Consider the following 22926-nt stretch of genomic DNA (forward strand, 5'->3'; position numbering starts at 1 on the left):
AATTTATAAGCTGCTTTTAGCAGCTCAGTAATCGCTGCGTTACTTTTGATTGGGGGTTTTGGAAAACGTCTTCAGTAGGGCCGTATTCAACTACTTCGCCTTTATCGAGTACAACCACAAAATCACTGATGTGGCGCACTAGGCTTAAATGGTGGGTGATCATTACATATGTTAGGCCTGTGTCGCGCTGCAGCTTAAGTAATAAATTCACTATTTGAGCGCGTATAGAAGGGTCTAAAGACGAAACGGCTTCATCAAGCACAATCACCTTAGGATCTAAAATTAATGCACGAGAAAATGCAACACGCTGTAGTTGCCCCACACTAAACATATGCGGGTAGTAGTGTTTATGATCGATTAACAAACCCACCTTTGAAAGCGTTGCATCGATCTTTTCAGTGCGTTCACTAGCATCAAGCTCAGTATTATATTGCAGGCAATCATCAAGCATTTCGCCAATGGTCAACCCCGGGTTGAGCGATGCAGCTGAATCTTGAAAAATCATACGAATATCCCGGCATTGATTATCGCGTACGCCATTATCTTCGATAATATTATTCTCGAGCAAAATTTGCCCGCTATCAGCAGTATCAGCTCCTGAAAGTAGTTTTGCTAATGTACTTTTACCCGCGCCTGTTTCACCAATTATGGCAATACTTTCGCCTTTACCGACACAAAACGAAATATTTTTAAGTACTTCAAACTTTTTACGTGAAAAAAGCCCTGCTCGCACATTGAATGTTTTTGAAAGCGCTTGTACTTTTAACAGTGGCTGCATTATTTCATGTCCTTAATTAACGGAAAATGGCACGCATAACTATGACCATGATGCTTAGTAAGGGTGGGAGTTACCACGCAGGCTTTTTGTGCTTGCGGACAACGCGGCCCGAGGCGGCAGCCAATGGGCAAATGTTGCAGGGTAGGGATAGTCCCTTTAAGTGCATAAAAAGGTTCTTTATGCGCTAAACCTTGTTCGTAGTCTGGCAAGCTTTTTAGTAATGCTTGCGTGTATGGATGGCGAGGCTGTTTGAATATTTCATGGGTTGGGCCTGCTTCAACCATTTGCCCGCAATATAAAACATGAATGCCATGCGACCAATGTGCAATCTCTTCAAGTTCATGAGAGATCATCAAAATAGACATATTTTTAAGTTGGTTTAAGCTTTTTAGTAATCTAAATACTTGTGCGCGAGTTGTGCTCTCAAGCGCTGTAGTTGGCTCATCTGCTATCAATAGCTTTGGAGTGCGGGCAATGGCCATTGCAATCATTACTTTTTGACATACGCCTTCTGAGAGCTCATGAGGGTAACTACTTAGTACTGCTTCGTGGTTTTTAATGCCCACTTTATGAATAAGCGCTTTTACTCTGTCTTTTCTCTCGCGGTTGCGCTTTAAAAAGAAACCTTTAGTTGCGATCTCTGGCAATGTTTCGGCAATTTGGTCAAATATTTTAGCGGTTGGGTCAAGGCAGCGACTTGGATCTTGATAGATCATCGCTATATCTTGGCTTACTATTTTACGGCGTTTCTCTGGACTTAAACGCATTAAGTCTACGCCGCGCCAATGAATACGGTCGGCAGTAATATCCCAGCGTTCGTTCAATACACCAATAATCGCTTTTGCTATTAGGCTTTTACCAGAGCCAGACTCGCCCACAAGCGCATGTACTTCGCCTTCTTTTAAGCTAAAACTCACTCTGTCTACGGCTCTAATTACAGTTTCAGAGGTACGTAGTTCAATTGTTAAGTTACGAACATCGAGTAATTGCATTTAATCAGCCTTACGTGCTTTTAGCACTTGTCGCAGGCCATCGCCTACTAAATTAGTAGATAACACGGCTAAAAATAACAGTATACCAGGTAGCGCTACAGTCCACGGTGCTAAATAAATGAGGCCTAGGTTTTCGGCTAATATTGCGCCCCATTCGGTCGTCGGTGGCTGAGCCCCTAATTTTAAAAATCCCAGTGCTGAAATATCTAATATAGCGGTAGAAAGCGCCATCGTGAATATAACCACAATATGCTCATAAATATTAGGAAAAATACCACGCGATATAATATGCCAATTAGACGCACCATCGAGTCTAAACGCAGTAATGTAATCTTTACTTAATTCATCAACAATCAGGTTACGCACTGAGTGAATAAACTGCGGCAGTAATGCTAAAATAATTGCCCATACGGTATTCATTAAACCCGGGCCGAGTATGGCGATTATTATTATTGCCAGTAACAAAGAAGGAATAGAAAGCGTTATATCAAGCAAGTGATTTAAAAAGCTTGAACGCAGCCCTTTACTAATCCCTGCAAAAGTACCCACTAACACACCAAAAATAGTCGTGATTAGGGCGGCTACAACAGAGAGGCCAAACGTATACGTAGCACCATTCATTAAGCGCGAGAGTACATCACGGCCTAAATCATCGGTACCTAAAAGAAAGCGTACATCGCCCATTTCTCGCCACGATGGCGGAATAAGCAGTGCATCAGTGTGTTGTTGGTTTACACCATACGGGGCTAAAAAAGGAGCGGTGGCGGCTAATAGTGCAAACGCCATAAATATCCATAAACCAACCAAAGCAGGGTGGTTATTTTTAAACTTTCGCCAAAATCGCGCCAGTGGCGATTTATTCGACTCTTCAGAAAATAAATTAAACTTTGCCATGGGCCTGATTCCGCGAGAGTGGATCGAATAAAGTGTAAGTAAGCTCAGCTGTAATAGAAGCTAAAATAACAAATAAAGACACTGCCATTAACCCGCCTTGAATTGCAGGGAAGTCACGCTGATAAATACTATCGATTAACCATCGGCCAATACCCGGCCACGAAAAAATAACTTCGGTAATCATCGCAAGCGTTATTAGCGTACTAAATTGCAAACCAATTTGCTTAATTACCGGCAGTAATGCATTGCGCAGTGCATGGTGCATGATAAGTTGGCGGCGGTTAAGGCCTTTTGCCCTAGCTGTTTTAATAAAGTTTTGATCCATAACCTTAAGCATAGACTCGCGAGTAAAGCGCACTAATACAGTGGTTGGATACATAGCCAGTACAATAGTTGGAAGTGTTAAATGGCGCAGCGCATCAACAAAGGCCATTCCTTTATATGGAAAGCCAGCCAGTGCAATATCAATTAAAATAAATCCAGTACTGGCGGGTATTTCGTAAAGGAGCCCCATTCTGCCCGACATAGGAAACCAGCCAAGCTTTAATGAAAAAACCATTATTAATAACAATGCGAGCCAAAATACAGGCATTGAATAACCCACCATAGTGGTAGAGTTTATAAGCTTGTCGGGCCAACGTTTATGATACCCAGAGCCTAAAATGCCAGTCGGTACACCAATAATAACCGATACAATTAATGCGTATACGCTTAGCTCTAAAGTAGCCGGTAGCAAATCAACAATATGGCTAAACACACTATTACCAGAGGCAAACGAAAGCCCCCAATCACCCTGAAATATTCGCCCTAAAAAGGCAATGTATTGCATAAAGTAATTGCTGTTATATAAATATTTGTCTTCAAGCTCACTATGCTGTGCAAAGTTACTACTTGGTATGCCGCTTAAATTACTTAGCGGATCACCGGGAAATAAATACGCCAGTGAAAACGTAAATACGCTGAGCATCAGTATCATAAAAAAGAACAAACCTAGGCGACGTAAAATATAATCTAAGATCATTATTTTTTCCTCGCATTGGCAAGCGAAATAGCGCCAAATGGGCCAAGTGTTATGCCTTCCACGTCGGCGCTACTCGCTTGAAAGCGCAGGCCATGAGCAATCGGTAATAACGGCAGCTCTTGAATAATTAAGCTTTGTGCGTCTTCGTAGTATTTTTTACGTTTGTTTAAATCAGTAGTGTCTAGTGCTTGAGTAAGCAATAAGTCAAATTGGGGATTACACCAGTTTGCTGGGTTTTTACCACTAAAAGTAGCGGTACAACTCAGCAGTGGGCTAAAAAAGTTATCAGGATCGGGTGTATCTGCGGCCCAACCAAGTAATACACTGTCGTGCCTATGCTCGCCAATACGTTGAATAAACGTGTTCCACTCATATTCTACAATGCTTACATTAACGCCCACTTTGCGTAAATCACTTTGCATAAGCTCAGCCATTTTTCGCGCGTTAGGGTTATAAATACGACTCACAGGCATAGCCCATATCGTCATATCAAAGCCATCAGGTAAGCCTGCTTCAATTAGTAACTTTTTAGCAAGTTCTGGATCAAACGTAGGTATATCTTCTTGTGGCTCAAACGCCCAAGAGGTTGGCGGCAAAATAGATTGTGCGCGAGTACCGTTACCGTAATAAACCGCCTGCATTATTTTATCTACATCTATTGCATGAGCAAGTGCTTGGCGTACACGCAAGTCGTCAAACGGGGCACGTTCTGTATTAAACGCCCAATAACCTATGTTTAAGTTCGTTTCTTTTTCAACGTTTATATCATCACGTTGCGCTAAAATACTCAATTGCGCACTACTTGGATGAGCCGTTACATCGCACTCTTTAGTCAGCATTTTTGCTATACGCGTAGTGCCGTTAGGGGTTATGTCGTAAACCAATTGTTCAAGTGCAACGTCGTGCTTCCAATAAAGTGGGTTACGGTAAAAGCGTACAAGGTGATCTCGGCGGTATTCTTTATAAATATACGGACCAGTGCCAATAGGATACTGATCAAATAAGTTTTCTTCGTTTTTTTTCTTAAGTTCCATGGCGTATTCTTCTGAAAGCACCACGGCAAAGTCGGTGGCCATATTAGCTAAAAAGCTGCTTTCAGGATTAAACAATTCAAAACGCACTTGGTAGTCAGACACACGCACAATTTTACGAATGAGTTGATCAATCCCCACACTTTGAAAATACGGATAATTGGCATCGCCCACAAAGTGATATGGATTGTATACATCGAATAATCGGCTAAAGGTGAATATAACGTCGTCGGCGTTAAAATCCCGCGATGGGGTAAAATAAGAAGTTGTATGAAACTTTACATCTTTACGCAGGGTAAAGGTAACCGATTTACCATCTTTACTAATTCTCCAATCGGTCGCCAGCTCACTTTGAAACTCTGCCGTAACAGGGTCAATGCTAATTAAACGGTCGTATAATTGGTTAGCAATTATATCAATAGTTGAACCGGTGGTCGTGACTTGCGGATTAAACGACACAGGGTTAGCTTCAGCGCAATAAACTAAGCCTTGGTTTTTTTCTTCTATGATTTCTTCTTTGCTATCAAGGCAACCAACTAAAGTGGTGGCAAGCAAAACAAGTAATAATTTATGCACCCGCATAACCTCTGACTATTGTTGATCCAACAAGTTGTATTTTTTAAGATAACCACGTAATTGATGATACGTTAAACCAAGTACTTCTGCAGTTTTCTTTTGATTAAATTGGCTATGTTCGAGCGCTTTATTAATCATGTTTATTTCAAAGTCGTTTGAGCGCTCTTTTAAGCTGCACGGAAATTGAATATCGACGGCTATATTACCGCTTGCTTGAGCAATCGGCGGCGCAACAACAATAGGCTCGGCATTAACAGTTTGAGCCGCTATAGGTGCTTTAATGCGCGCTTTTGGTCTAAATGGGCTATCGAATGGGTCTAAAATAATCTGGTGAACGGGGATATGTTCACTACCGTGGCGATACAAACTGCGTTCAACCACATTTTTAAGTTCACGAATATTACCAGGCCAATCATAACTAAGCAGTGTTTCTGTTGCGCTTCGGGTAAAACCGCTAAACAGTTCCCACTCTAAATCGCGCGCCATATTCATCGCAAACTGCTCAGCAAGAAGCATAATATCGTCTTGGCGTTCGCGCAGTGGCGGCAGGGTAATTACATCAAAGGCAAGGCGATCGAGTAAGTCACTTCTAAATTCACCTTGCTCAGCTAAATAAGGAAGATCTTCGTTTGTAGCACACACTAAGCGTGTATCTACTTTTACAGTTTGTTTGCCGCCAACACGTTCAAACTCACCGTATTCTATAACGCGCAGCAATTTTTCTTGTACCATAGCTGAGGTATTAGCTAATTCATCTAAAAACAGTGTGCCGCTGTTAGCGCGTTCAAAACGACCTTCGTGGCGTTTGCTTGCCCCCGTAAAAGCCCCGCTTTCGTGGCCAAACAATTCACTTTCGAGTAAGTTTTCGTTAAGTGCTGCACAGTTAAGTTTTACGTAGTTTTGATCCCAACGCTTTGATAAAAAGTGTAAGCGTGCTGCTATTAGCTCTTTACCTGTGCCGCGTTCACCAATAATAAGTACCGGTTTATCTAAATTAGCCAGTTGCGATACCTGATCTAATACAGACAGAAAGCTATCTGATTGGCCGAGTAAATTATCCTGTTGGCGATATTGGCTCATATTTCCTAACTCTTGGTCATTTTTACTAACAGTTAGTGTATTTCATAAGTAGGGATAACTAAAGAAATTTGTATATTTAGTTTAACGTAATGAAAATAAAGTGTATTTTAACTTTTAAAAAGTTGGCAAGCATATTGATACTAGTTATAGCAGACTAACTAAGTTTTAATTACAGAGGTAAATGTTATGGGAATTTTTTCACGTTTTGCAGATATTGTTAATTCTAATATCAACGCCATTTTAGATAAAGCAGAAGACCCAGAAAAAATGGTTCGTCTGATTATTCAAGAAATGGAAGACACGCTTGTTGAAGTACGTTCTACATCAGCTAAAACATTGGCTGAGAAAAAAGAAATCGTACGCCGCTTAGATACGCTTAAAGCACAGGTAAGTGATTGGCAAGATAAAGCCGAACTGGCTTTAAGTAAAGACCGCGACGATTTAGCGCGCTCAGCCCTACTTGAAAAGCAAAAGTCGGCAGATGCCGTTGCTTCAGTCGCTAGTGAACTTGAACATGTAGAGTCTCATATTGAGAAATTACAGCAAGAAGTAACGACACTACAAGAAAAGCTAGCAGATGCGAAATCTCGTCAAAAGGCAATTATACTTCGCCAACGTTCGGCTGAGTCGCGCCTTGAAGTGAAAAAGACACTTGATAGCTCAAAAGTAGAAGACGCACTTAACCGCTTTGAACGTTACGAAACTAAAATTGATGGACTAGAATCTCAAATTGAGTCTTACGATTTAGGTAAAAAGACGTTAGCGGACGAAATTGCTAATCTACAAAAAAATGAAAAGATAGATGATGAGCTAGCCGAACTTAAAAAGAAGCTAGCTGATAAATAATTACATATAAAAATATATGGGGCCCATGTGCCCCAGCTTAAAAACATCAAAACGGATTGTCAGGAGAGGATTATGTTTGATCCAGAGATACTAGTTGCACCATTTATCTTGTTTATGATTTTTGTTGCCCCGCTGTGGCTAATTTTGCACTACCGTAGCAAAAAACAAGTAAGCCAAGGTTTAAGTGAGCACGAACATCGCCAGTTACTTGAGCTTGCACATAAAGCCGAAAAAATGGCAGACAGGGTTGAAACACTTGAAGCATTGCTTGATCAAGAGTCACCACAATGGAGACGCAAAGTATGAGTGCCAAACGCGAATTATTAAGAGACCCACAACGCGGTAAAATAGCCGGAGTATGTGCGGGATTAAGTGACTACTTTAATATGGAGTTATGGTTAGTTCGCATTATATTTGTTAGTGCGGTACTGCTAACGGGTGGCCCATTATTTGTGGTAGCGTATATTGCAGCCTGGTTCATTTTAGATAAAAAAGAGCCCGCAACAGTGCAAACTAACAGCTCAACTAAACATGACGATCCGCTAGAAGTAAAATTTAAAGTATGGCAAAAAGGCGAGCCACCGCGCCGCGCATTGCAAGATTTAAAAGAGCGTTTAACGCGTGTAGATACTCGCCTTCAAGATATGGAGCGCCATGTAACTTCAAGCGAGTTTACGGTGAGCCGTGAAATTAACAAACTTTAAAGGATTTAATAGCACCTTATTTGCAGCGTGATAAATTACGGCAAATTAGGTGCAAGACACTTTATGAGCCAATCATTTGCAAAAAAGACCTTTAAAAGTATTAAAGGCAAAGCACAAAAAGCCCTTCATCGCAGTTTAGACCAACACGTAAAACTTGCCGTAACTGGCCTAAGTGGTAGTGGTAAAACAGCCTTTATTACCGCGCTTGTTAAACACTTAACAACCCAAGCTGACGATAAAAACTTACCTTTTTTTGATGTAATGCGCGAGCACCGCCATGTGGCCACTAAAGTTGTGCCGCAAGAGGCGTTAAAAGTTCCTACGTTTAATTATACGCGCGCGCTAAATTCATTATTACCAAGCGATGGGGCGCCTACATGGCCTGCATCAACCGAGCGGATTAATACGCTGCGCTTGGCAATAAAGTATCAAAGTAACGCAGGGCTGCGCGGCCACTTTTCGCCGCAATCAACGCTTTATTTAGATATTATTGACTACCCGGGTGAATGGCTCCTTGATTTACCTATGCTTGAGCAAAGCTATGCTCAATGGTGCGAGCAACAATATCCGTTATTAACTCAGCCTTCGCGCGTAAACACATCAAGTGATTTTTTAATGGCCGTTGAGCAACTTGACTTAAACGCTCCCGTTGATGAAAACGCACTTGCTCATATTGCTCAGCTTTATCAAAGCATGTTAGTAGGGCTTAAAAAAGACACCAAACTTGCCATGTTACAACCTGGGCGCATGCTAATGCCTGGCGACTTACAAGGCGCGCCATTGTTATTGTTTTTTCCGGTATCGGGTGAAGTAAATAGTGACGATGTTGTTGCGGGTTCTAATTTAGCGCATTTAATTAAGCGCTTTAACGCTTATATAAAAGAAGTTGTAAAACCATTTTATAATGAGCATTTTAGACACTTCGATCGCCAAATCGTACTTGTAGATGTACTTAGTGCATTAAACGAAGGGCACGAAACACTCCAAGAGCAAAGCAGTGTAATAAACCAATTACTCGCACACTTTAACTATGGCGAGTCGGGCTTTTTTAAACGTTTATTTAAGCCCAACATAGACAAAATATTATTTGCAGCTAATAAGTCAGATCATATAAGTGCTAAGCACCATAAAGATTTAGCACTGCTACTTGATTCGCTCGTGCATGAGCAAAGCAATCATTTAAAGTTTGATGGTGTAAAAATAGAAACCATGGCTATGTCGTCAATTACAGCAACGCAGCCGCGCCAAATTGCCGACAAAGGCCAAACGCTTGACTGCATTTACGGTAAACCATTACACGAGCCTGATTGGCTTACGTATTTACCGCCGCAACCTCCCTCGCGGATGCTTAATAAAAGTGAGTGGCCAGCACAGGGATTTGAGTTTTTATCGTTCTCTCCAATGCCGAGCCCCGATAAACAACTAAAACATATTCGATTAGATCATGTCATGCAGTACCTGCTAGGAGACAAATTAACATGAGTGAGTCAAACCAACCATTTCAAGCAGGGCGTCGCATAGATACGCAAAGCATTGAGCAAAACGAACCCGTTTTAGCACCTGCAAAAATTATTCAGCACGGACAAAGTGATTACGAAGAACTTGAAGATGAAGCACTAGAGCCAGAAATAGATCTGGAACCTGTGTACAAAAAGTCAAAGTGGCAAACGCTTAAAGGTGTTTTTGCTATTAGTTTTATAGTACTGGTGCTTTTAGAGTTTGCGTACTCGTTAGTATTTGCTTTCGAGCAGTCAATTATTTTAGGCAGCGTTTATTTAACAGCAGTTGTAAGTGGCGTGCTGCTAATAGGGCGCTTATTGTGGCGAGAGTACCGAATGCTGCGCAGTTTAAAGCGTAACCAATTGCACCGAGTTGAAGCCGACAGGCTTTTAAACAGCGAGCAAGTAGGCGGTGCATTACCTTGGCTCGAAAAGCTTAATAAACATCAGGAGCTTGATAACTTTGAAACCTTTAAAAACCAAGTAGCGACGCATCACAGCGACAAAGAAATAATGACGCTGTACGCCAATAGTTTATTAATAACCCAAGACACCAAAGCTAAAAAGCTTATAAATCGTTTTGCGACTGAATCTGCACTGCTAGTTGCCCTAAGCCCACTTGCGCTGGTGGATATGATGGCCGTGCTTTGGCGCGGTACTAAGTTAATAGAACAAATTGGTAAAATTTACGGCATTGGTTTTGGCTACGCGAGCCGTATAAAGTTATACCGTATGCTGATAAAACAAGTGATGTTTGTAGGCAGTGCTGAGCTTGTATCTGACCTTGCTGCAACTGCACTAAGTGCTGAGCTTTTAGGTAAGCTTTCGGGGCGGGCTGCGCAAGGTGTCAGCGCAGGTATTTTTACAGCGCGTATTGGTTACAAAGCAATGGAGCTTAGTCGCCCATTACCACGGCTTGAAAACAAACGCAGCTTACTAAAAGGCACTGTGCAAAGCATCGCAGGTAAAATTATGAGCCGTAAAAAGGCTGAACCAACACACTAGATTAGCAGTGGCAATATTTGTGTACAAACGTGCGCTGCACGGTTTTTACACAAATAGCCATCTGAGCATCCGGCATGCTTGCTGTTTGTAAGCGCATACGTTTTGATTGTTGAATCGCAAAAACATAATAATCAAAAAATGAGCCTACAATGAGCAAGCATCATATAAACACCCAGTGTATTCACGGACCACAAAAAGCAAACGACCCGCACGGCGCACTCACTTCTCCTTTGTATCAAACCTCTACCTTTCATTTTGAAAATGCCGCACAAGGTGCTGCGCGTTTTGCAGGCGACGAACCTGGCTATATTTATACGCGTTTAGGAAACCCTACAACCACAGAACTTGAACAAAAAGTTGCTCAACTCGAGAGTTGTGAAGCAGCAGCTGCAACCGCAACGGGTATGGGGGCTGTATCTGCCTCAGTACTGAGCTTTTTATCGCAAGGAGATCACCTTGTTGCTTCAAGTGCTTTGTATGGTTGTACCTTTGCGTTTTTCTCGCATATGTTGCCGCGCTGGGGAATCGAAGTCACTTTTGTTGATATGACCAACGAGGACGAACTACGCGCTGCCATCAAACCTAATTCAAAAATGATATTTGTAGAAACGCCAATCAACCCCACTATGGCGGTGATTGATTTGGCACTCATTGGCGCAGTTGCTAAAGAGCACAACTTAATTAGTGTGGTCGACAACACCTTTTTAACGCCGCTACTGCAATCGCCCAAAAAATACGGTATCGACATAATAATGCACAGTGCGACCAAGTACTTAAACGGCCACGGAGACGTAGTCGCCGGTATTGTATGTGGATCGCTTGAGCACATAACACACATTAAAATGACCGTACTAAAAGACATTGGTGCAACTATAAGCCCGCACGATGCATGGCTAATTAATCGAGGCCTAAAAACACTCGCTATTAGAATAGAGCGCCATTGTCAAAGCGCACAAACAATAGCCGAATATCTAGAAGCGCATCCACAAGTAAGCACCGTATATTACCCGGGGCTTAAATCGCACCCAGGTTATAAGTTCATTGGTAACCAAATGAAAGCCGCTGGTGGTGTTATTGCGTTTGAAATAAAAGGTACGCTACAAGATGGCGCACAATTTATTGATAGTATGAAACTTTGTACACTTGCAGTAAGCCTTGGCGACGCTGAAACACTGATTCAGCATCCTGCATCTATGACTCACTCGCCTTATACGCCAGAGGAGCGAGCCGCCGCTGGAATAAGTGATGGGCTGATCAGACTCTCGGTTGGGCTTGAAGATGTTAACGACATTATTAGTGATTTAAACCAAGCTTTTACTAAAATTGGTTAGGTGTAATTAATTGTATACACATAAAAACAAGCTGCAGGCCTTTATTTAAAGGTCCGTATTTTTAGTGTGCCACAGGTGTAATTTTAACTTTACGATTGGGGTGATCGCGCCAAATACTGATGTTAGCCTATCTATTAAACTTTTCTTCACTTTTGCATAGTATGGGGTCATTCGATATTCAATAGGTTTGAGTATCACACTGACACCGATTTAGGGCTCACACCCAAGAAGGTACTTATGGCTAAAGCAAGTAAATACACATCCAAAACACCAGACGAAAATGGTGTTATACACTGGAGTGATGAAGAAAATAAAATTTGGTCTGAGCTTGTAGCGCGCCAACTTGCATGTATTGAAGGCAAAGCCTGCAACGAGTACATGCAAGGGTTAAAAAAGATTAACCTGCCGCACGATCGTATCCCGCAGTTAAGTGAACTAAACGAAGTATTGTTAGCCACTACCGGGTGGCAAGTTGCACCAGTACCTGCGCTTATCGACTTTGATGAGTTTTTTAGATTACTGGCAAACAAACAGTTTCCGGTAGCTACATTTATTCGTAGCCGCGAAGAATTTGACTACCTACAAGAGCCAGATATTTTTCATGAAATATTTGGCCACTGCGCCATGCTAACTAACCCTGACTTTGCCGAGTTTACGCATAAGTACGGGCAATTAGGTTACGCAGCGCAGAAAAAGGACCGTGTATACCTTGCGCGTATATACTGGTTTACAGTCGAATTTGGTTTAATGCAAACCGAAGACGGTCTGCGTATTTACGGCGGTGGTATTTTATCAAGCCCAGGTGAAACTCAGTACGTATACTCAAACACGCCAGAAATTAGCCCAATGAATGTGCTTGATGTACTGCGTACGCCGTACCGTATTGATATTATGCAACCACAGTACTACACCATAAATTCGATTCATGATCTGTTTGATATATCGCAAATGGATATTATGACTTTGGTCGAGCGAGCTAAAGAACTTGGTTTGCACGACCCAAAATTTCCACCAAAAGAAAAATTAGCCAGTTAAACATTAATGCTAAAAAAGCTAAAAGTAAGGATTTAGAATGACTTCATTAAGTGCACAAAAATGCGAAGCCTGTCATGTAGATGCGCCAAAAGTATCTGACGAAGAGTTAGCGCAATTAATTACTAAAATCCCAGACTGGGTACCAGAAGTACGCGACGGCATTATGCAGCTTGAGCGTGTTTATAAATTTAAAAACTTTAAGCAAGCTATCGCGTTTACCAATAAAGTAGGCGACATGGCAGAAGACGAAGGCCATCACCCAGGTTTATTAACCGAGTGGGGCAAAGTAACGGTTACATGGTGGAGCCATTCAATTAAAGGCCTACACAAAAACGATTTTATTTGCGCAGCTAAAACAGACGACGTATTTAACGCGCTGTAAACTTTTTAAAGGTTTAACCTTCGCAACAAAAAGCCCGCTAAAGTTATTTAGCGGGCTTTTTTTATATACCGTTGTCACTGGCAATTATAGAAATTGAATGAACCTTTAGCTGCTTATCTGAAAACTTACTTTTAAGCATGTCGATGGTTTTTTCTTGTTGCCTACAAGGCGGACAGGGGCCTATATCTTCATCTATTGAGGTGTAAAACAACGTATACTTTTGCTGTGTAAAATCGGGCAATGTTGTTAATAGCCGCTCTAAATTACTTTTAATTAAATCAGAATCAGGATGGCTTTGTTTATTTTTAAAAATGGATAAAATATTTGGTAAATATTTATCAGAGTAATGCATCAACTCGCCTTTGCTGTTAAATAAAAACATTTGCGGTGCGGTATTATTAATGGGCGATTTAACCATTTGGTAATGAGAGAAACTGTACTGCTCAGCGTATGTATTTCCGCCGTATATAAGTAGTGTAGCTAGTAGTAATTTATACATGCTTATCCTTAAGTTAAGTTATTCCACGAATTGTTAAGTGTTTTTTTAATCTCTATAGCAATAATACATATAACCGCTAACAAAATGACTAAATGCACTGTAAGTACCGTGTTTAGGTCAAAAACGGATTGTTGAAATAAAAAAGTTTGTAGTTTTTCATGTTGGGTGAAAAATAGCGCAATAATAACTATGTGGGTTATCACAAATGCAGTGAAAAAGAGCTTTAAAAATAAATAGCATATTTGGTAGCTGCGAGCGCCCATAGCACGTCTTAATGCAAGCTCTGTGGATGATTTAGCCGTAAGCTGTTTAATACTGCTGTAGTTGTATAAAAACGCAGAGAGTAGAAGAATTGAGGAACACACAACGGTAATTATTAGTAATGCATTTCTAGGGGCTTGCTCATTTTTTACTAAAGACGAAAGGGGGGTAAGTGATAAATCGTTAAAGTTAACACTTAATGCTCTTACTGCCGTTTGGAGTTCACTTTCAACTTGTGTGATGGGCGCATAAGTTTTAATTATAATTGTTTCAAAACCTGTCAGGGCACTTATTACATTATATACAGTTGGCTGAACCGGTGTGTCGGCTCCTTCGTTATAAATATCATTAACAACGCCAACTACTTTATGTTTTACTTTTCCAGTATCAAATTGGGCTAATAAATAAGCTTGGCTTAGTTCTGTGCCTGCAAAGTATTGATCCCATAACGCGCTGTTAACGACAATGTTTTGGTACTGTTGCCATTGCACGCTTTGCCCAGAGATAAGCTTAGCGCCAATAGTTTTAAAGTAATGTGGGCTCACTCTATGGCTTGCGGTACTGGCGCTTTTACCCGAACTGATAGCTTGTCCGGTAACGGTGTACCATGCACTAAACCCACTGCGATCTGATAGTGGTGGGGAAGAGCTAAGTGATACTTCTTCAATAATAGGCAGTGAATTTAATTGCTGAATTAATTGTTGAGCAGAGTTATTTGCATTAAAGGCCTCGCTAGGTGATTGTGGAAAACTAAAGCTGGCAATTAGAATATTATCTGCATTAAAACCCATACTTTTATTATTTAAATTAATCTGGCTGTAAATAACCAAACTACTAATGTAAACACTTGTAATAGCAAGGCTAGTAAGTAACGAAAGCAATGAGAACACTTGTACTTTTTCGCTTGTTGTTGCGCTTTGGCCGCGTCCAATACTGCTGTGTATCCACCTTCGTTGAAAATAACTAAGCGTCGATAAAAAAGTAATAATAACAATGTAAAATACCGCCAGCGTAAATAATGAAAAAGAGCTGCTTAGCTGATTCAGGCTTGGTAATAAAATTGTGCTGATGCGGTCGCTCAGTGGATACAAAGCGCACATTACAATAATAAGTAGTAGGCTTGTGAGTGCAATATCAATAATTTGCTGCACAAAAATGTGTTTGTTATTGGCTCCACATAGTTTGCGTATAGTTTCTTCTTGTTGCTTTTTAATTGACTCTGCACAGTAAAATGCACAAAAGGCTATAAAGCTAAATGTGAGTAAAATATAATAAAGTAACTGCAATAAGTTTAGACGCTTTATTATTTTATTGAAGTGAGTAGGGTTTACGCCAATACCATCACTAAACTTAAGTTCAGTGTTATCAAATATAAACATTTCGTTTTGTAAGTGCTTATTTATAAAGCTTAAAAAGAGTGTTTTATTTTTAATGTTTCCTAAAATATACGTAAATGTATCTGGGGTCAGGCTACTTTCTTGAGGCAAAATACGCTTGAGTTGCGAGTAAGAAATAACGAGTTTAGGTTCATAGGCACGTTTAAAGCTTTTAAACTCTTTTGGCATTACAGCAACAATGTTTATGCTTTTATTATTAACAACAAGCTGTTTGCCAATAATATCAGTGACACCTTTAAAATGAGTATGCCAAAACGAATAGCTAATGGCGGCACTTAGTGCGCTGCCTTGTTTTGGGAAATCTAATTTCTCAAAGCTGCCTAAGGCAGGAATGATACCTAATTGTTTATAACCCCCCGATATAAAGCTTACCTTAACAGGCTCGCTATCATGATTAACCGAAAGCTTTAATGATAAATCAATAGAACGCTCAAAAACGCCGACTAAATCTTGGTGCAATACGGTTATTTCATCAAAAATGTATTCATCAACGGGTAAGTCATTTTGAGTGTCACTTAAGTAAACTTGTTTAATGTTGTGGATGTTATTTATTGCCGTGTAATCGGCAGACAAAAACTGACTATGAATATTACTTATATTTAAAATTAAACATAAAGGAATACTCAGCAACAAGCAGCTAAGCCATAATTTAGTATTTTGCTTAGCATATTTTAGCCAGTTAAAGGTCAGATCAGTAATTAAGTTCAGCATCAAAAACCCTGAGCACTAAGCTGTCCGTCTTGAATATACAAACGCGTTTTTGCTGTTTTAGCATGGTTTTCATCATGTGTTATTAAGCAAATTGTTTTGCCTTCGTCGTTTAGCTTATTGAGTAACTGATATATTTGTTCGCTATTACTCGAATCTAAATTACCCGTTGGCTCGTCGGCTAAAATAATAGAAGGCTCATTTATTAATGCTCTAGCAATAGCAACTCTTTGTTGTTGCCCGCCTGACAATTGGCTTGGCTTTCTATCAATAAATTCAAGCATATTTACTTTATTAAGCGCAGCTTCTACTTTTTTTTGGTAATCCTTTCTAGGCACCGATTTGTTGTAACTGAGTGGCAAAGCCACGTTATCAAATACGCTTAAATGATTTAATAAATTAAAGTTTTGAAATATAAAACCAAGTTCTCTGTTTTTAATGGCTGCAATAGAGTCGGATGTTAAGTCTGCTGTGTTAGTGCCTAAAATAGTGTATTGCCCTTGGCTAGGTAAGTTTAGTAAACCTAAAATAGAAAGTAGGGTACTTTTACCACTGCCAGAAGTACCAGTTATTGCAATGTAGTCACCACTGTTTATTTTAAAACTTACAGCTTTGAGGGTATCAATTTTGGTATTAGGGTATTGATAAAAAACATTATTAAACTCTATTAACGGATAACTCATAACTGACACCTCATTAAAATACTTCTTTCAAATCAAGGTAACTTTGAGTGGCATAAGCTGCTGGTAGTAATAAAACATAGTTACCTTGTAGCGACTCATCAAAGCTTAAAGTGTCTTGCTCAGTTGTTTTGTAATTTATATGAGTAAGAATAGCTTTGCTGGAGGGCGTTATTTCATATATTTTCCACAGACTGTAGTTATCAAAATCATTCGGTTTTTTAATGTTTTGAGCTACTAAAGATTGCTCCAAATAAATATGAGCTTCTATTGCTTGGCTGCTTCTAAGCCATGATGGAGGGGAAGCGTCTAATACTAAAAATACATTAATAGCGCCATTTCTTATTACTGTATCAATATAATCAACCTTAGCTGCAATTGTGCCACTGGGTGTAACTATGTCTGCTTTTTGGCCTATTTTTAACTGATTAGATGAATACTGAGGAACTTGTATTTTAGCCAGTAAGTTGTCGGTCTCTATTAACTCAAACAGCGATTGCCCTTGAGTAACCGCTTGACCTAATTTAGCTAAGTTTTGGCTTACGGTACCGTCAAAGTTTGCTGTGAGTGTTAGTTGCTCTTGACGCCTTTGTAAATAGCTAAGTTTGTTTTTTGCGATGTTTACTTTGTTATCAAGCGCAATTAATTGCTGATCAAATGCCTCTTCAAATAGGCTAAGTTCATCATTTTTGGCATTAACTTCAAGTTCACTTTGCTTGTAAAGCATTTCGCTCTGTTTAAAGCGAATTGCAGAAATAATACCTTGTTCCATTAAAACTTTATTAGCATTTAATTCAAGCGCTTGTTGCTGCAATGCCATTTTAGCCTTTGATAAGTCGACTTTAATTTGCGAGAGCTTAATTGCTAAATTACTTTTATCAATAGCTACTTGGGATTCTAAATTAAGCTGCTCATAACTCGCATTATGTATATCTTGCTCCAATTCGTAGTTAGTCAGCTTTGCTAATACTTGGCCTTTTTTTATAGCTTGCCCTTCACGAATTGTAAGTGTGTTGATATTGCCTTTTAGCGGCGCAGACAAAAGCTCTCTTTGTGTAGGCTCTATTGTACCAATCCCTTTTAATACATTGGGTAATGATACTTGAGAGACTAATATTGGCTTTAAATAACGTTCAGGAATATCATTTGAGAAAAGTAGTATCTTAATTAAATAACCCAAAGCCAATAACAACAATAAAGCCGCAATAGCGATAGGATATTTACTTTTTTGTTTAACGATTAAATACTCTTCCATTAGTACAACCTACTTGTGCTTTCGTTATTTTAAAATGTGGGAAACGCTGTTTTAGTTAGAGTTTTCACTTACCTTAAGTAAAGGGTGTGAGGGTAAGCTAGCTGAGTAATGTTTTTTAGCTGGCAGTTAATGGTTTGATTTATCACCAACTCCGTTCCCAAAATACATTCAGTTATATCACCACTAAGTTAACTATGTAAATTTTATTTTAATGGAATTTAGTGGAAGAAAGGTTTGATTATCTTGTTTGTTGATGAAGCAGGGCAAAGTAATTACTACGTTGCTACACAAAAGCACTTATTTTATCGCTGCATTTTTTTTAGGAGGTTATTGCTAATAATGAGCAGCAGCTCGGTATTAATTTAACGATGTAGGGTGGGTTGAGTGAAACGAAACCCAACAGCTAGGTAGTATCATAAATCGTTTAGTTTCAGGGAGACAGGTATACAGCTCATGTTTAATTTAAAAACGTATAAAAAAGCTTATAATGCTAAATGATTAATTGAGGGTATTTGAGTTTTATGAAAGTTTATAAATATTTACCTATCTCTTTTGGTTCTCAAGCAATATTAATTGATGGGACTTTAAAGTTTAGCAGTCATAAAGATTTTAACGATCCGTTTGATTGTATTGTTTCTTATAATACGGAAGCATCACTAAGCTATCTTAAATCGAGAAAAGATTTGTTCCTAAAAGCATCAGAACATTTAAAGCTGAGTCCTAGCAGACGAATTGAGAACAAAAATAAAATGTATAAAGGGATTGAGAACTCGATAACTTCTGGGGATTTTCATAAAGATATAATTGATAGAATAGGAATTTGTTGTTTTAGTAAAAAGCCAGATAATATTCTGATGTGGTCACATTATGCACACAACCACACTGGTTTTGTAATAGAGTTTGATATTGATCTTAATGACCCTACTCTGAATTTATATAATAGCGAAAGTAATTTAATTGGCTACGATATTGTTTACAAGGATGAGATGCCAATTATCAAGGTTGGAAAAGGTAGCTTTGATGCGGTAAAAGATGTTTTTTTGACTAAGTCTAATGATTGGTCTTACGAAGAAGAATACAGAGTTTTGACTCGTAACAAGGGCCCTGGTATCCATGATTTTAATTTAAATAAGATAAATAAAATTATATTTGGAGTTAAAACCTCAGGTAAAGACATTGAAAGGCTGACACAAATAGTAAATGATTTATCACAGAAATTAAAAAAAGACATCCCAATCATTCAAGCTAAAATGGTTGAGGGAAAATATAAATTAAAAGTAGATTAGAGAAAGATGTTGTAACGCTTAAAGCTTTCTTTCGAGAAAAAAGCTCAAAACCAAAGGGCTTAGAGCTTTCTATATACAATTAAAGTTCAGCTAAAACATTTCACTTCAACGTATCGTTGGGTTTCGTTTCACTCAACCCAACCTACTATTACTCATCAATTGAGCGTAGTAGGGCGTTGATGCCTACTTTTTCACGTGTTTGTTTATCTACTTTTTTCACGATGATTGCAGCGTAAAGGCTGTGGGTGCCATCTTTTGACGGTAGTGCGCCTGGTACAACTACTGCGCCTGCTGGTACGCGGCCGTAGTGAATTTCGCCAGTTTCGCGGTCATAAATACGGGTGCTTTGGCTGATGTAAACGCCCATTGAAATTACCGCGCCTTCTTCAACAATTACGCCTTCCACAATTTCAGAACGTGCGCCAATAAAGCAGTTGTCTTCAATGATAGTTGGGTTAGCTTGTAGAGGCTCTAAAACGCCGCCTATGCCTACGCCACCTGATAAATGTACGTTCTTACCAATTTGTGCACATGAGCCTACAGTCGCCCATGTATCAACCATGGTGCCGTCGTCAACATATGCGCCAATGTTTACGTACGATGGCATAAGTACGACGTTTTTACCTACAAAGCTGCCTTTACGCGCTACTGCGTTTGGCACTACGCGCATACCGCCTTGCTGAAATTGCTCTGGCGTGTAGTCGCTAAATTTAAGCGGTACTTTGTCGTAAAACTGGTTTACGCCGTCGTTCATTGGTTGGTTGTCGCGAATACGAAACGACAGTAAGACTGCTTTTTTAAGCCACTGGTGTACAACCCATTCACCTGATATTTTTTCAGCAACGCGTGCTGCGCCGCTATCAAGTAAATCAAGTGCGTCGATAATGGCTTGTTTTACGTCGCTTGATACTGTGCTTGGGCTAATGCTATCGCGGTTGTCCCATGCGTTTTCGATCATCGTTTTTAAATCTGACATGTGTGTCCTCTATTCTGTTTCGGCGTTGAATTTTTTACGTAATGCCTGATGAATTTTTGCTTGCTCTTCATCAGTCAGCGCTTGGTATTCGTTATTAGATACGACAAAGAAATCCTCGGCACGTTCACCCACCGTTGTAATACGGGCAGCGTGAATGTGTAGTAAATGCGCTTGGAAAACTTCGGCTATTTTGGTTAGTAAACCTTGTATATCGACGGCTTGAATTTCTATTAAGCTACGGTCTTTGCGTGCATGTGGGCGCAACACAATTTTAGGTTTAATATTAAAATCTTTAAAGCGTTGAGAGCGGCTCTTTTTAAAGCGAATCTTTTTACGCGGATCGCTTAGTGCTTGCTCAAGCCCGCGTTTAATTGATTGCGCTCGACCACTTGCAATAGGGTCGCCACTTACTTCAAGTATTACAAAGCTAAACAAGACGTAACCGTCTTTTGTGGTCAGTACTTGCGCGTGTTGTATTTGCGCTTTTTTAGAGCCAATCACACTTACTAATCGGGCAAACAGTGGGCCAGAGTAGGGGCTGTATACAAATACTTGTGTGCCACCATGCATAGCTTTGTTAGATACAACAACACTTGGCTGACTTAAGTCTGTGCTACTTAATAAATGCTCACTTTGCCATGATATTTGTTGTTCGCTAAAGGCGGTAAAGTAGTTGGCTTTAAAGCGGCTCCAAATTAAATCAATTTTTTCCTCTTGATAACCCAGATTTATTAAGCGTTGTTTAGCTTGGTGCTTTTTATCGCGAATTTGGTCGCGTTGATCCATTGGGTTTTCGAGCCCTAGACGCAAAGCGCGCTGCGTGTGTAAGTATAGCTCACGCAGTAGGGTGTTTTTCCAATCGTTCCATAAGTTGTCGTTGGTTGCACGTATGTCGGCAACGGTTAAACAATATAAGTAGTCGAGTTGGCGCTCTGTTTTAACGCGTGTAGCGAAGTCTTTTATTACAGCAGGATCGTTAATGTCTTTACGCTGTGCGGTAACCGACATAAGTAAATGGTTACTTACAAGCCATGCAACGAGTTTTGCATCCACCGATGAAAAACCATGTAATTTAGCAAATGCTATTGCGTCAACAGCGCCAAGTTCTGAGTGGTCGCCACCTCGGCCTTTAGCAATGTCGTGAAATATACCGGCTAAATAAAGTAGCTCTGGTTTGTCCATTCGAGTGACTATTTCACTACAAATAGGAAACTCGCTAATGCCTGTTTTATCAAAATATTCGTAAATGTTTTTGATTAATTTGTGAGTGTGCTCATCTACGGTGTACGCGTGAAACAAATCGAACTGCATTTGCCCAAATATATTACGCCACTGCGGTAAGTAGGCGGCAAGCATGCCGTGCTTGTGCATGAGCGTAAATGCGCGGCCCATACCGTTAGGGTGTTTAACTAAGCGTAAAAAGGCTTCGCGACAGGCTGCGTAATCTTGCAAATCGCCCAATAAACGACGGCGCACTTGGCGAATAGTACGAATAGTACTTGGGTAAATATGCGTTATTGCTGGGTTATCGGCTATGTGCTCAAACAATACAAAGAGTTGGTCGCGTCTAAAAAATACCGACGGATCTTTTACGCGTATTTGATGACCTACTTGCTCAAAGTTTCTGTCGAGTTCAATTGCTGCCACAGCACTACTTTCGGGCATTATGCTTTGTTCAAAGTATGAAAGTAGCATTTGGTTAAGCTCGCGCACGCGGCTCATTATTCTAAATAAGCGTTTCATCATACGCTCAACAGAGGCTTTACCGTCGCTACCAAAACCTAAAATTTCGGCGGCTTGCGGTTGATGATCAAACAGTAAGCGGTTTTCAGCTCGACCTGCAGCTAAATGCAGTGCAAAGCGAATGTTCCATAGGTTTTCTAGACACTCAGAAAGCTCTTGAAACTCTTCGTGAGTTAAGTATCCGTGGCTTATTAACTCTTGCAGGGTTTCGGTTCTAAAATGCTTTTTTGCCACCCAAATAATGGTTTGTAAGTCGCGCAGACCACCGGGGTTTTCTTTAATGTTTGGCTCAAGATTATACGCGGTGCCGTGGCACTTTCTGTGGCGTAAATTTTGCTCCTGAACTTTGGCAGTAAAAAATTCACCTGAGCGCCATACTGGCGTTTCAAGAATATGCATTTTGAGTTTTTCAAACTCAATGTGGTTACCAAAAATAAGGCGGCTTTCGAGCAAGCTGGTGGCAAAAGTAACGTCTTCACGTTTTTGCTCAATGGCTTGTTCTATCGTACGCACGCTGTGACCAATCTCTAAGTTGAGATCCCATAGCATGGTGACAAACTGGCCTATTTTTTCGCATATTTCTTCGCTTGGCGGTTTAGTTACAAGCAATAAAAAGTCGATGTCGGAGTAGGGATGTAGCTCACCACGTCCGTATCCGCCTACCGCTATTAATGCTAAATCAGGTTCGCGCGCTAAGTCGTAAACATGAAAAAGCTTAATGAGTAGGCGGTCAATAAACTCAGCCCGGGCATTAATTAAATTCCCAACCGGTTGTTTAGAAAATTCGTTATGTAACCATTTATAAAAATAGCTAGAACAATCGCGATAATCACTAAGTTGCTCTGCATCGCTAAGCAACTTTTTTACTTTGTTGGGTAATGCCACGTGGGCTGGCTCCTTGTTGAACCTTTCACACGGATAAGAATTTTCTTATCAAGTGTTTCGGT

Annotated in this window: 21 protein-coding genes; 9 read left to right on the forward strand and 12 right to left on the reverse strand. The window is 40.1% G+C overall.

The features are described from left to right. Positions 1–16: 16 nt before the first annotated feature. From GQR38_RS11395 to pspF, 6 genes are read right to left on the reverse strand one after another with little or no spacing between them, the layout of a single operon-like run. Positions 17–778 (reverse strand): ATP-binding cassette domain-containing protein, encoded by a 762-nt coding sequence (locus tag GQR38_RS11395; RefSeq protein WP_165721611.1) that lies wholly within the window; start codon positions 776–778, stop codon positions 17–19. Next, entirely contained in the window at positions 778–1770 is a 993-nt protein-coding gene (locus GQR38_RS11400) for an oligopeptide/dipeptide ABC transporter ATP-binding protein (RefSeq protein WP_007580952.1), read from the reverse strand. The genes GQR38_RS11395 and GQR38_RS11400 overlap by 1 nt, the downstream gene beginning before the upstream one ends. Continuing rightward, positions 1771–2664: an ABC transporter permease subunit gene (locus GQR38_RS11405; RefSeq protein WP_007580954.1), complete on the reverse strand. Its 894-nt coding sequence runs from the start codon at positions 2662–2664 to the stop codon at positions 1771–1773. It lies immediately after the preceding gene. Next, a complete protein-coding gene (locus tag GQR38_RS11410) occupies positions 2651–3685 on the reverse strand; it encodes an ABC transporter permease (protein ID WP_101217618.1) in 1035 nt (344 codons plus the stop codon). Before GQR38_RS11410 ends, GQR38_RS11405 begins: the two co-directional genes overlap by 14 nt. Further along, positions 3685–5292, reverse strand: a complete 1608-nt coding sequence (locus tag GQR38_RS11415) for an ABC transporter substrate-binding protein (RefSeq protein ID WP_165721612.1) — start codon at positions 5290–5292, stop codon at positions 3685–3687. Before GQR38_RS11415 ends, GQR38_RS11410 begins: the two co-directional genes overlap by 1 nt. Before the next feature lie 15 nt (positions 5293–5307). Continuing rightward, entirely contained in the window at positions 5308–6372 is a 1065-nt protein-coding gene (gene pspF, locus GQR38_RS11420; RefSeq protein ID WP_024607852.1) for a phage shock protein operon transcriptional activator, read from the reverse strand. A 186-nt stretch (positions 6373–6558) separates the two neighbouring features. Between pspF and pspA the strand changes: the two genes are divergently transcribed. The 8 genes from pspA (at position 6559) to GQR38_RS11460 (ending at position 13174) form a co-directional block, all read left to right on the forward strand. Continuing rightward, complete coding sequence (gene pspA, locus GQR38_RS11425; RefSeq protein ID WP_002958333.1) at positions 6559–7218, forward strand: phage shock protein PspA; 660 nt, start codon at positions 6559–6561, stop codon at positions 7216–7218. A 72-nt stretch (positions 7219–7290) separates the two neighbouring features. Continuing rightward, positions 7291–7524, forward strand: coding sequence for an envelope stress response membrane protein PspB (pspB, locus tag GQR38_RS11430; protein ID WP_024612319.1), 234 nt, complete (start codon positions 7291–7293; stop codon positions 7522–7524). Next, a complete protein-coding gene (gene pspC / locus GQR38_RS11435) occupies positions 7521–7922 on the forward strand; it encodes an envelope stress response membrane protein PspC (protein WP_165721613.1) in 402 nt (133 codons plus the stop codon). The genes pspB and pspC overlap by 4 nt, the downstream gene beginning before the upstream one ends. Before the next feature lie 63 nt (positions 7923–7985). Continuing rightward, positions 7986–9404, forward strand: coding sequence for a YcjX family protein (locus tag GQR38_RS11440; RefSeq protein ID WP_165721614.1), 1419 nt, complete (start codon positions 7986–7988; stop codon positions 9402–9404). Next, on the forward strand, positions 9401–10426 hold the full coding sequence (locus GQR38_RS11445) for a TIGR01620 family protein (RefSeq protein ID WP_165721615.1): 1026 nt from the start codon (positions 9401–9403) through the stop codon (positions 10424–10426). Before GQR38_RS11440 ends, GQR38_RS11445 begins: the two co-directional genes overlap by 4 nt. A 149-nt stretch (positions 10427–10575) precedes the next feature. Then, the gene (gene megL / locus GQR38_RS11450) at positions 10576–11757 is read left to right on the forward strand and encodes a methionine gamma-lyase (protein WP_007580969.1); all 1182 of its coding nucleotides are present in this window, start codon (positions 10576–10578) and stop codon (positions 11755–11757) included. Positions 11758–11994: 237 nt separating this feature from the next. Further along, on the forward strand, positions 11995–12792 hold the full coding sequence (phhA, locus tag GQR38_RS11455) for a phenylalanine 4-monooxygenase (protein WP_002958327.1): 798 nt from the start codon (positions 11995–11997) through the stop codon (positions 12790–12792). A 37-nt stretch (positions 12793–12829) separates the two neighbouring features. After that, positions 12830–13174 carry a 4a-hydroxytetrahydrobiopterin dehydratase gene (locus GQR38_RS11460; RefSeq protein ID WP_024612411.1) on the forward strand — a complete coding sequence of 115 codons (345 nt, stop codon included), beginning with the start codon at positions 12830–12832 and terminating at the stop codon, positions 13172–13174. Positions 13175–13235: 61 nt separating this feature from the next. Here the strand turns inward: GQR38_RS11460 and GQR38_RS11465 are convergent, their stop codons facing one another. The 4 genes from GQR38_RS11465 to GQR38_RS11480 are packed head-to-tail and all read right to left on the reverse strand — an operon-like array spanning position 13236 to position 17974. Continuing rightward, positions 13236–13673, reverse strand: coding sequence for a hypothetical protein (locus GQR38_RS11465; RefSeq protein ID WP_101217241.1), 438 nt, complete (start codon positions 13671–13673; stop codon positions 13236–13238). A gap of 8 nt (positions 13674–13681) precedes the next feature. Next, positions 13682–16042, reverse strand: a complete 2361-nt coding sequence (locus GQR38_RS11470; RefSeq protein WP_101217240.1) for an ABC transporter permease — start codon at positions 16040–16042, stop codon at positions 13682–13684. Next, complete coding sequence (locus tag GQR38_RS11475) at positions 16042–16722, reverse strand: ABC transporter ATP-binding protein (protein ID WP_101217239.1); 681 nt, start codon at positions 16720–16722, stop codon at positions 16042–16044. Before GQR38_RS11475 ends, GQR38_RS11470 begins: the two co-directional genes overlap by 1 nt. 13 nt (positions 16723–16735) lie before the next feature. Next, positions 16736–17974 (reverse strand): HlyD family efflux transporter periplasmic adaptor subunit, encoded by a 1239-nt coding sequence (locus GQR38_RS11480; protein ID WP_165721616.1) that lies wholly within the window; start codon positions 17972–17974, stop codon positions 16736–16738. 521 nt (positions 17975–18495) lie between these two features. Between GQR38_RS11480 and GQR38_RS11485 the strand changes: the two genes are divergently transcribed. Beyond that, the gene (locus GQR38_RS11485) at positions 18496–19260 is read left to right on the forward strand and encodes a DUF2971 domain-containing protein (protein WP_165721617.1); all 765 of its coding nucleotides are present in this window, start codon (positions 18496–18498) and stop codon (positions 19258–19260) included. Positions 19261–19408: 148 nt separating this feature from the next. On the opposite strand, the gene dapD is transcribed toward GQR38_RS11485, so the two are convergent. Further along, positions 19409–20236 carry a 2,3,4,5-tetrahydropyridine-2,6-dicarboxylate N-succinyltransferase gene (gene dapD, locus GQR38_RS11490; RefSeq protein WP_002958324.1) on the reverse strand — a complete coding sequence of 276 codons (828 nt, stop codon included), beginning with the start codon at positions 20234–20236 and terminating at the stop codon, positions 19409–19411. A 9-nt stretch (positions 20237–20245) separates the two neighbouring features. Continuing rightward, on the reverse strand, positions 20246–22864 hold the full coding sequence (gene glnD, locus GQR38_RS11495; protein WP_007580974.1) for a [protein-PII] uridylyltransferase: 2619 nt from the start codon (positions 22862–22864) through the stop codon (positions 20246–20248). Positions 22865–22926 lie beyond the last annotated feature (62 nt).

Source organism: Pseudoalteromonas sp. c7(2019) (assembly GCF_011378625.1).
Taxonomy (GTDB): Bacteria; Pseudomonadota; Gammaproteobacteria; order Enterobacterales; family Alteromonadaceae; genus Pseudoalteromonas; species Pseudoalteromonas arctica.

Bases quoted from the DNA above. Each gene is read 5' to 3' on its own strand.
- GQR38_RS11485 (WP_165721617.1), top strand. From the start codon at position 18,496: ATGAAAGTTTATAAATATTTACCTATCTCTTTTGGTTCTCAAGCAATA.
- GQR38_RS11475 (WP_101217239.1), bottom strand. From the start codon at position 16,722: ATGAGTTATCCGTTAATAGAGTTTAATAATGTTTTTTATCAATACCCT.
- pspC (WP_165721613.1), top strand. From the start codon at position 7,521: ATGAGTGCCAAACGCGAATTATTAAGAGACCCACAACGCGGTAAAATA.
- dapD (WP_002958324.1), bottom strand. From the start codon at position 20,236: ATGTCAGATTTAAAAACGATGATCGAAAACGCATGGGACAACCGCGAT.
- GQR38_RS11460 (WP_024612411.1), top strand. From the start codon at position 12,830: ATGACTTCATTAAGTGCACAAAAATGCGAAGCCTGTCATGTAGATGCG.
- GQR38_RS11445 (WP_165721615.1), top strand. From the start codon at position 9,401: ATGAGTGAGTCAAACCAACCATTTCAAGCAGGGCGTCGCATAGATACG.
- GQR38_RS11395 (WP_165721611.1), bottom strand. From the start codon at position 778: ATGCAGCCACTGTTAAAAGTACAAGCGCTTTCAAAAACATTCAATGTG.
- GQR38_RS11400 (WP_007580952.1), bottom strand. From the start codon at position 1,770: ATGCAATTACTCGATGTTCGTAACTTAACAATTGAACTACGTACCTCT.
- megL (WP_007580969.1), top strand. From the start codon at position 10,576: ATGAGCAAGCATCATATAAACACCCAGTGTATTCACGGACCACAAAAA.
- GQR38_RS11440 (WP_165721614.1), top strand. From the start codon at position 7,986: ATGAGCCAATCATTTGCAAAAAAGACCTTTAAAAGTATTAAAGGCAAA.
- pspA (WP_002958333.1), top strand. From the start codon at position 6,559: ATGGGAATTTTTTCACGTTTTGCAGATATTGTTAATTCTAATATCAAC.
- phhA (WP_002958327.1), top strand. From the start codon at position 11,995: ATGGCTAAAGCAAGTAAATACACATCCAAAACACCAGACGAAAATGGT.
- GQR38_RS11480 (WP_165721616.1), bottom strand. From the start codon at position 17,974: ATGGAAGAGTATTTAATCGTTAAACAAAAAAGTAAATATCCTATCGCT.
- GQR38_RS11405 (WP_007580954.1), bottom strand. From the start codon at position 2,664: ATGGCAAAGTTTAATTTATTTTCTGAAGAGTCGAATAAATCGCCACTG.
- GQR38_RS11470 (WP_101217240.1), bottom strand. From the start codon at position 16,042: ATGCTGAACTTAATTACTGATCTGACCTTTAACTGGCTAAAATATGCT.
- GQR38_RS11465 (WP_101217241.1), bottom strand. From the start codon at position 13,673: ATGTATAAATTACTACTAGCTACACTACTTATATACGGCGGAAATACA.
- pspF (WP_024607852.1), bottom strand. From the start codon at position 6,372: ATGAGCCAATATCGCCAACAGGATAATTTACTCGGCCAATCAGATAGC.
- pspB (WP_024612319.1), top strand. From the start codon at position 7,291: ATGTTTGATCCAGAGATACTAGTTGCACCATTTATCTTGTTTATGATT.
- GQR38_RS11410 (WP_101217618.1), bottom strand. From the start codon at position 3,685: ATGATCTTAGATTATATTTTACGTCGCCTAGGTTTGTTCTTTTTTATG.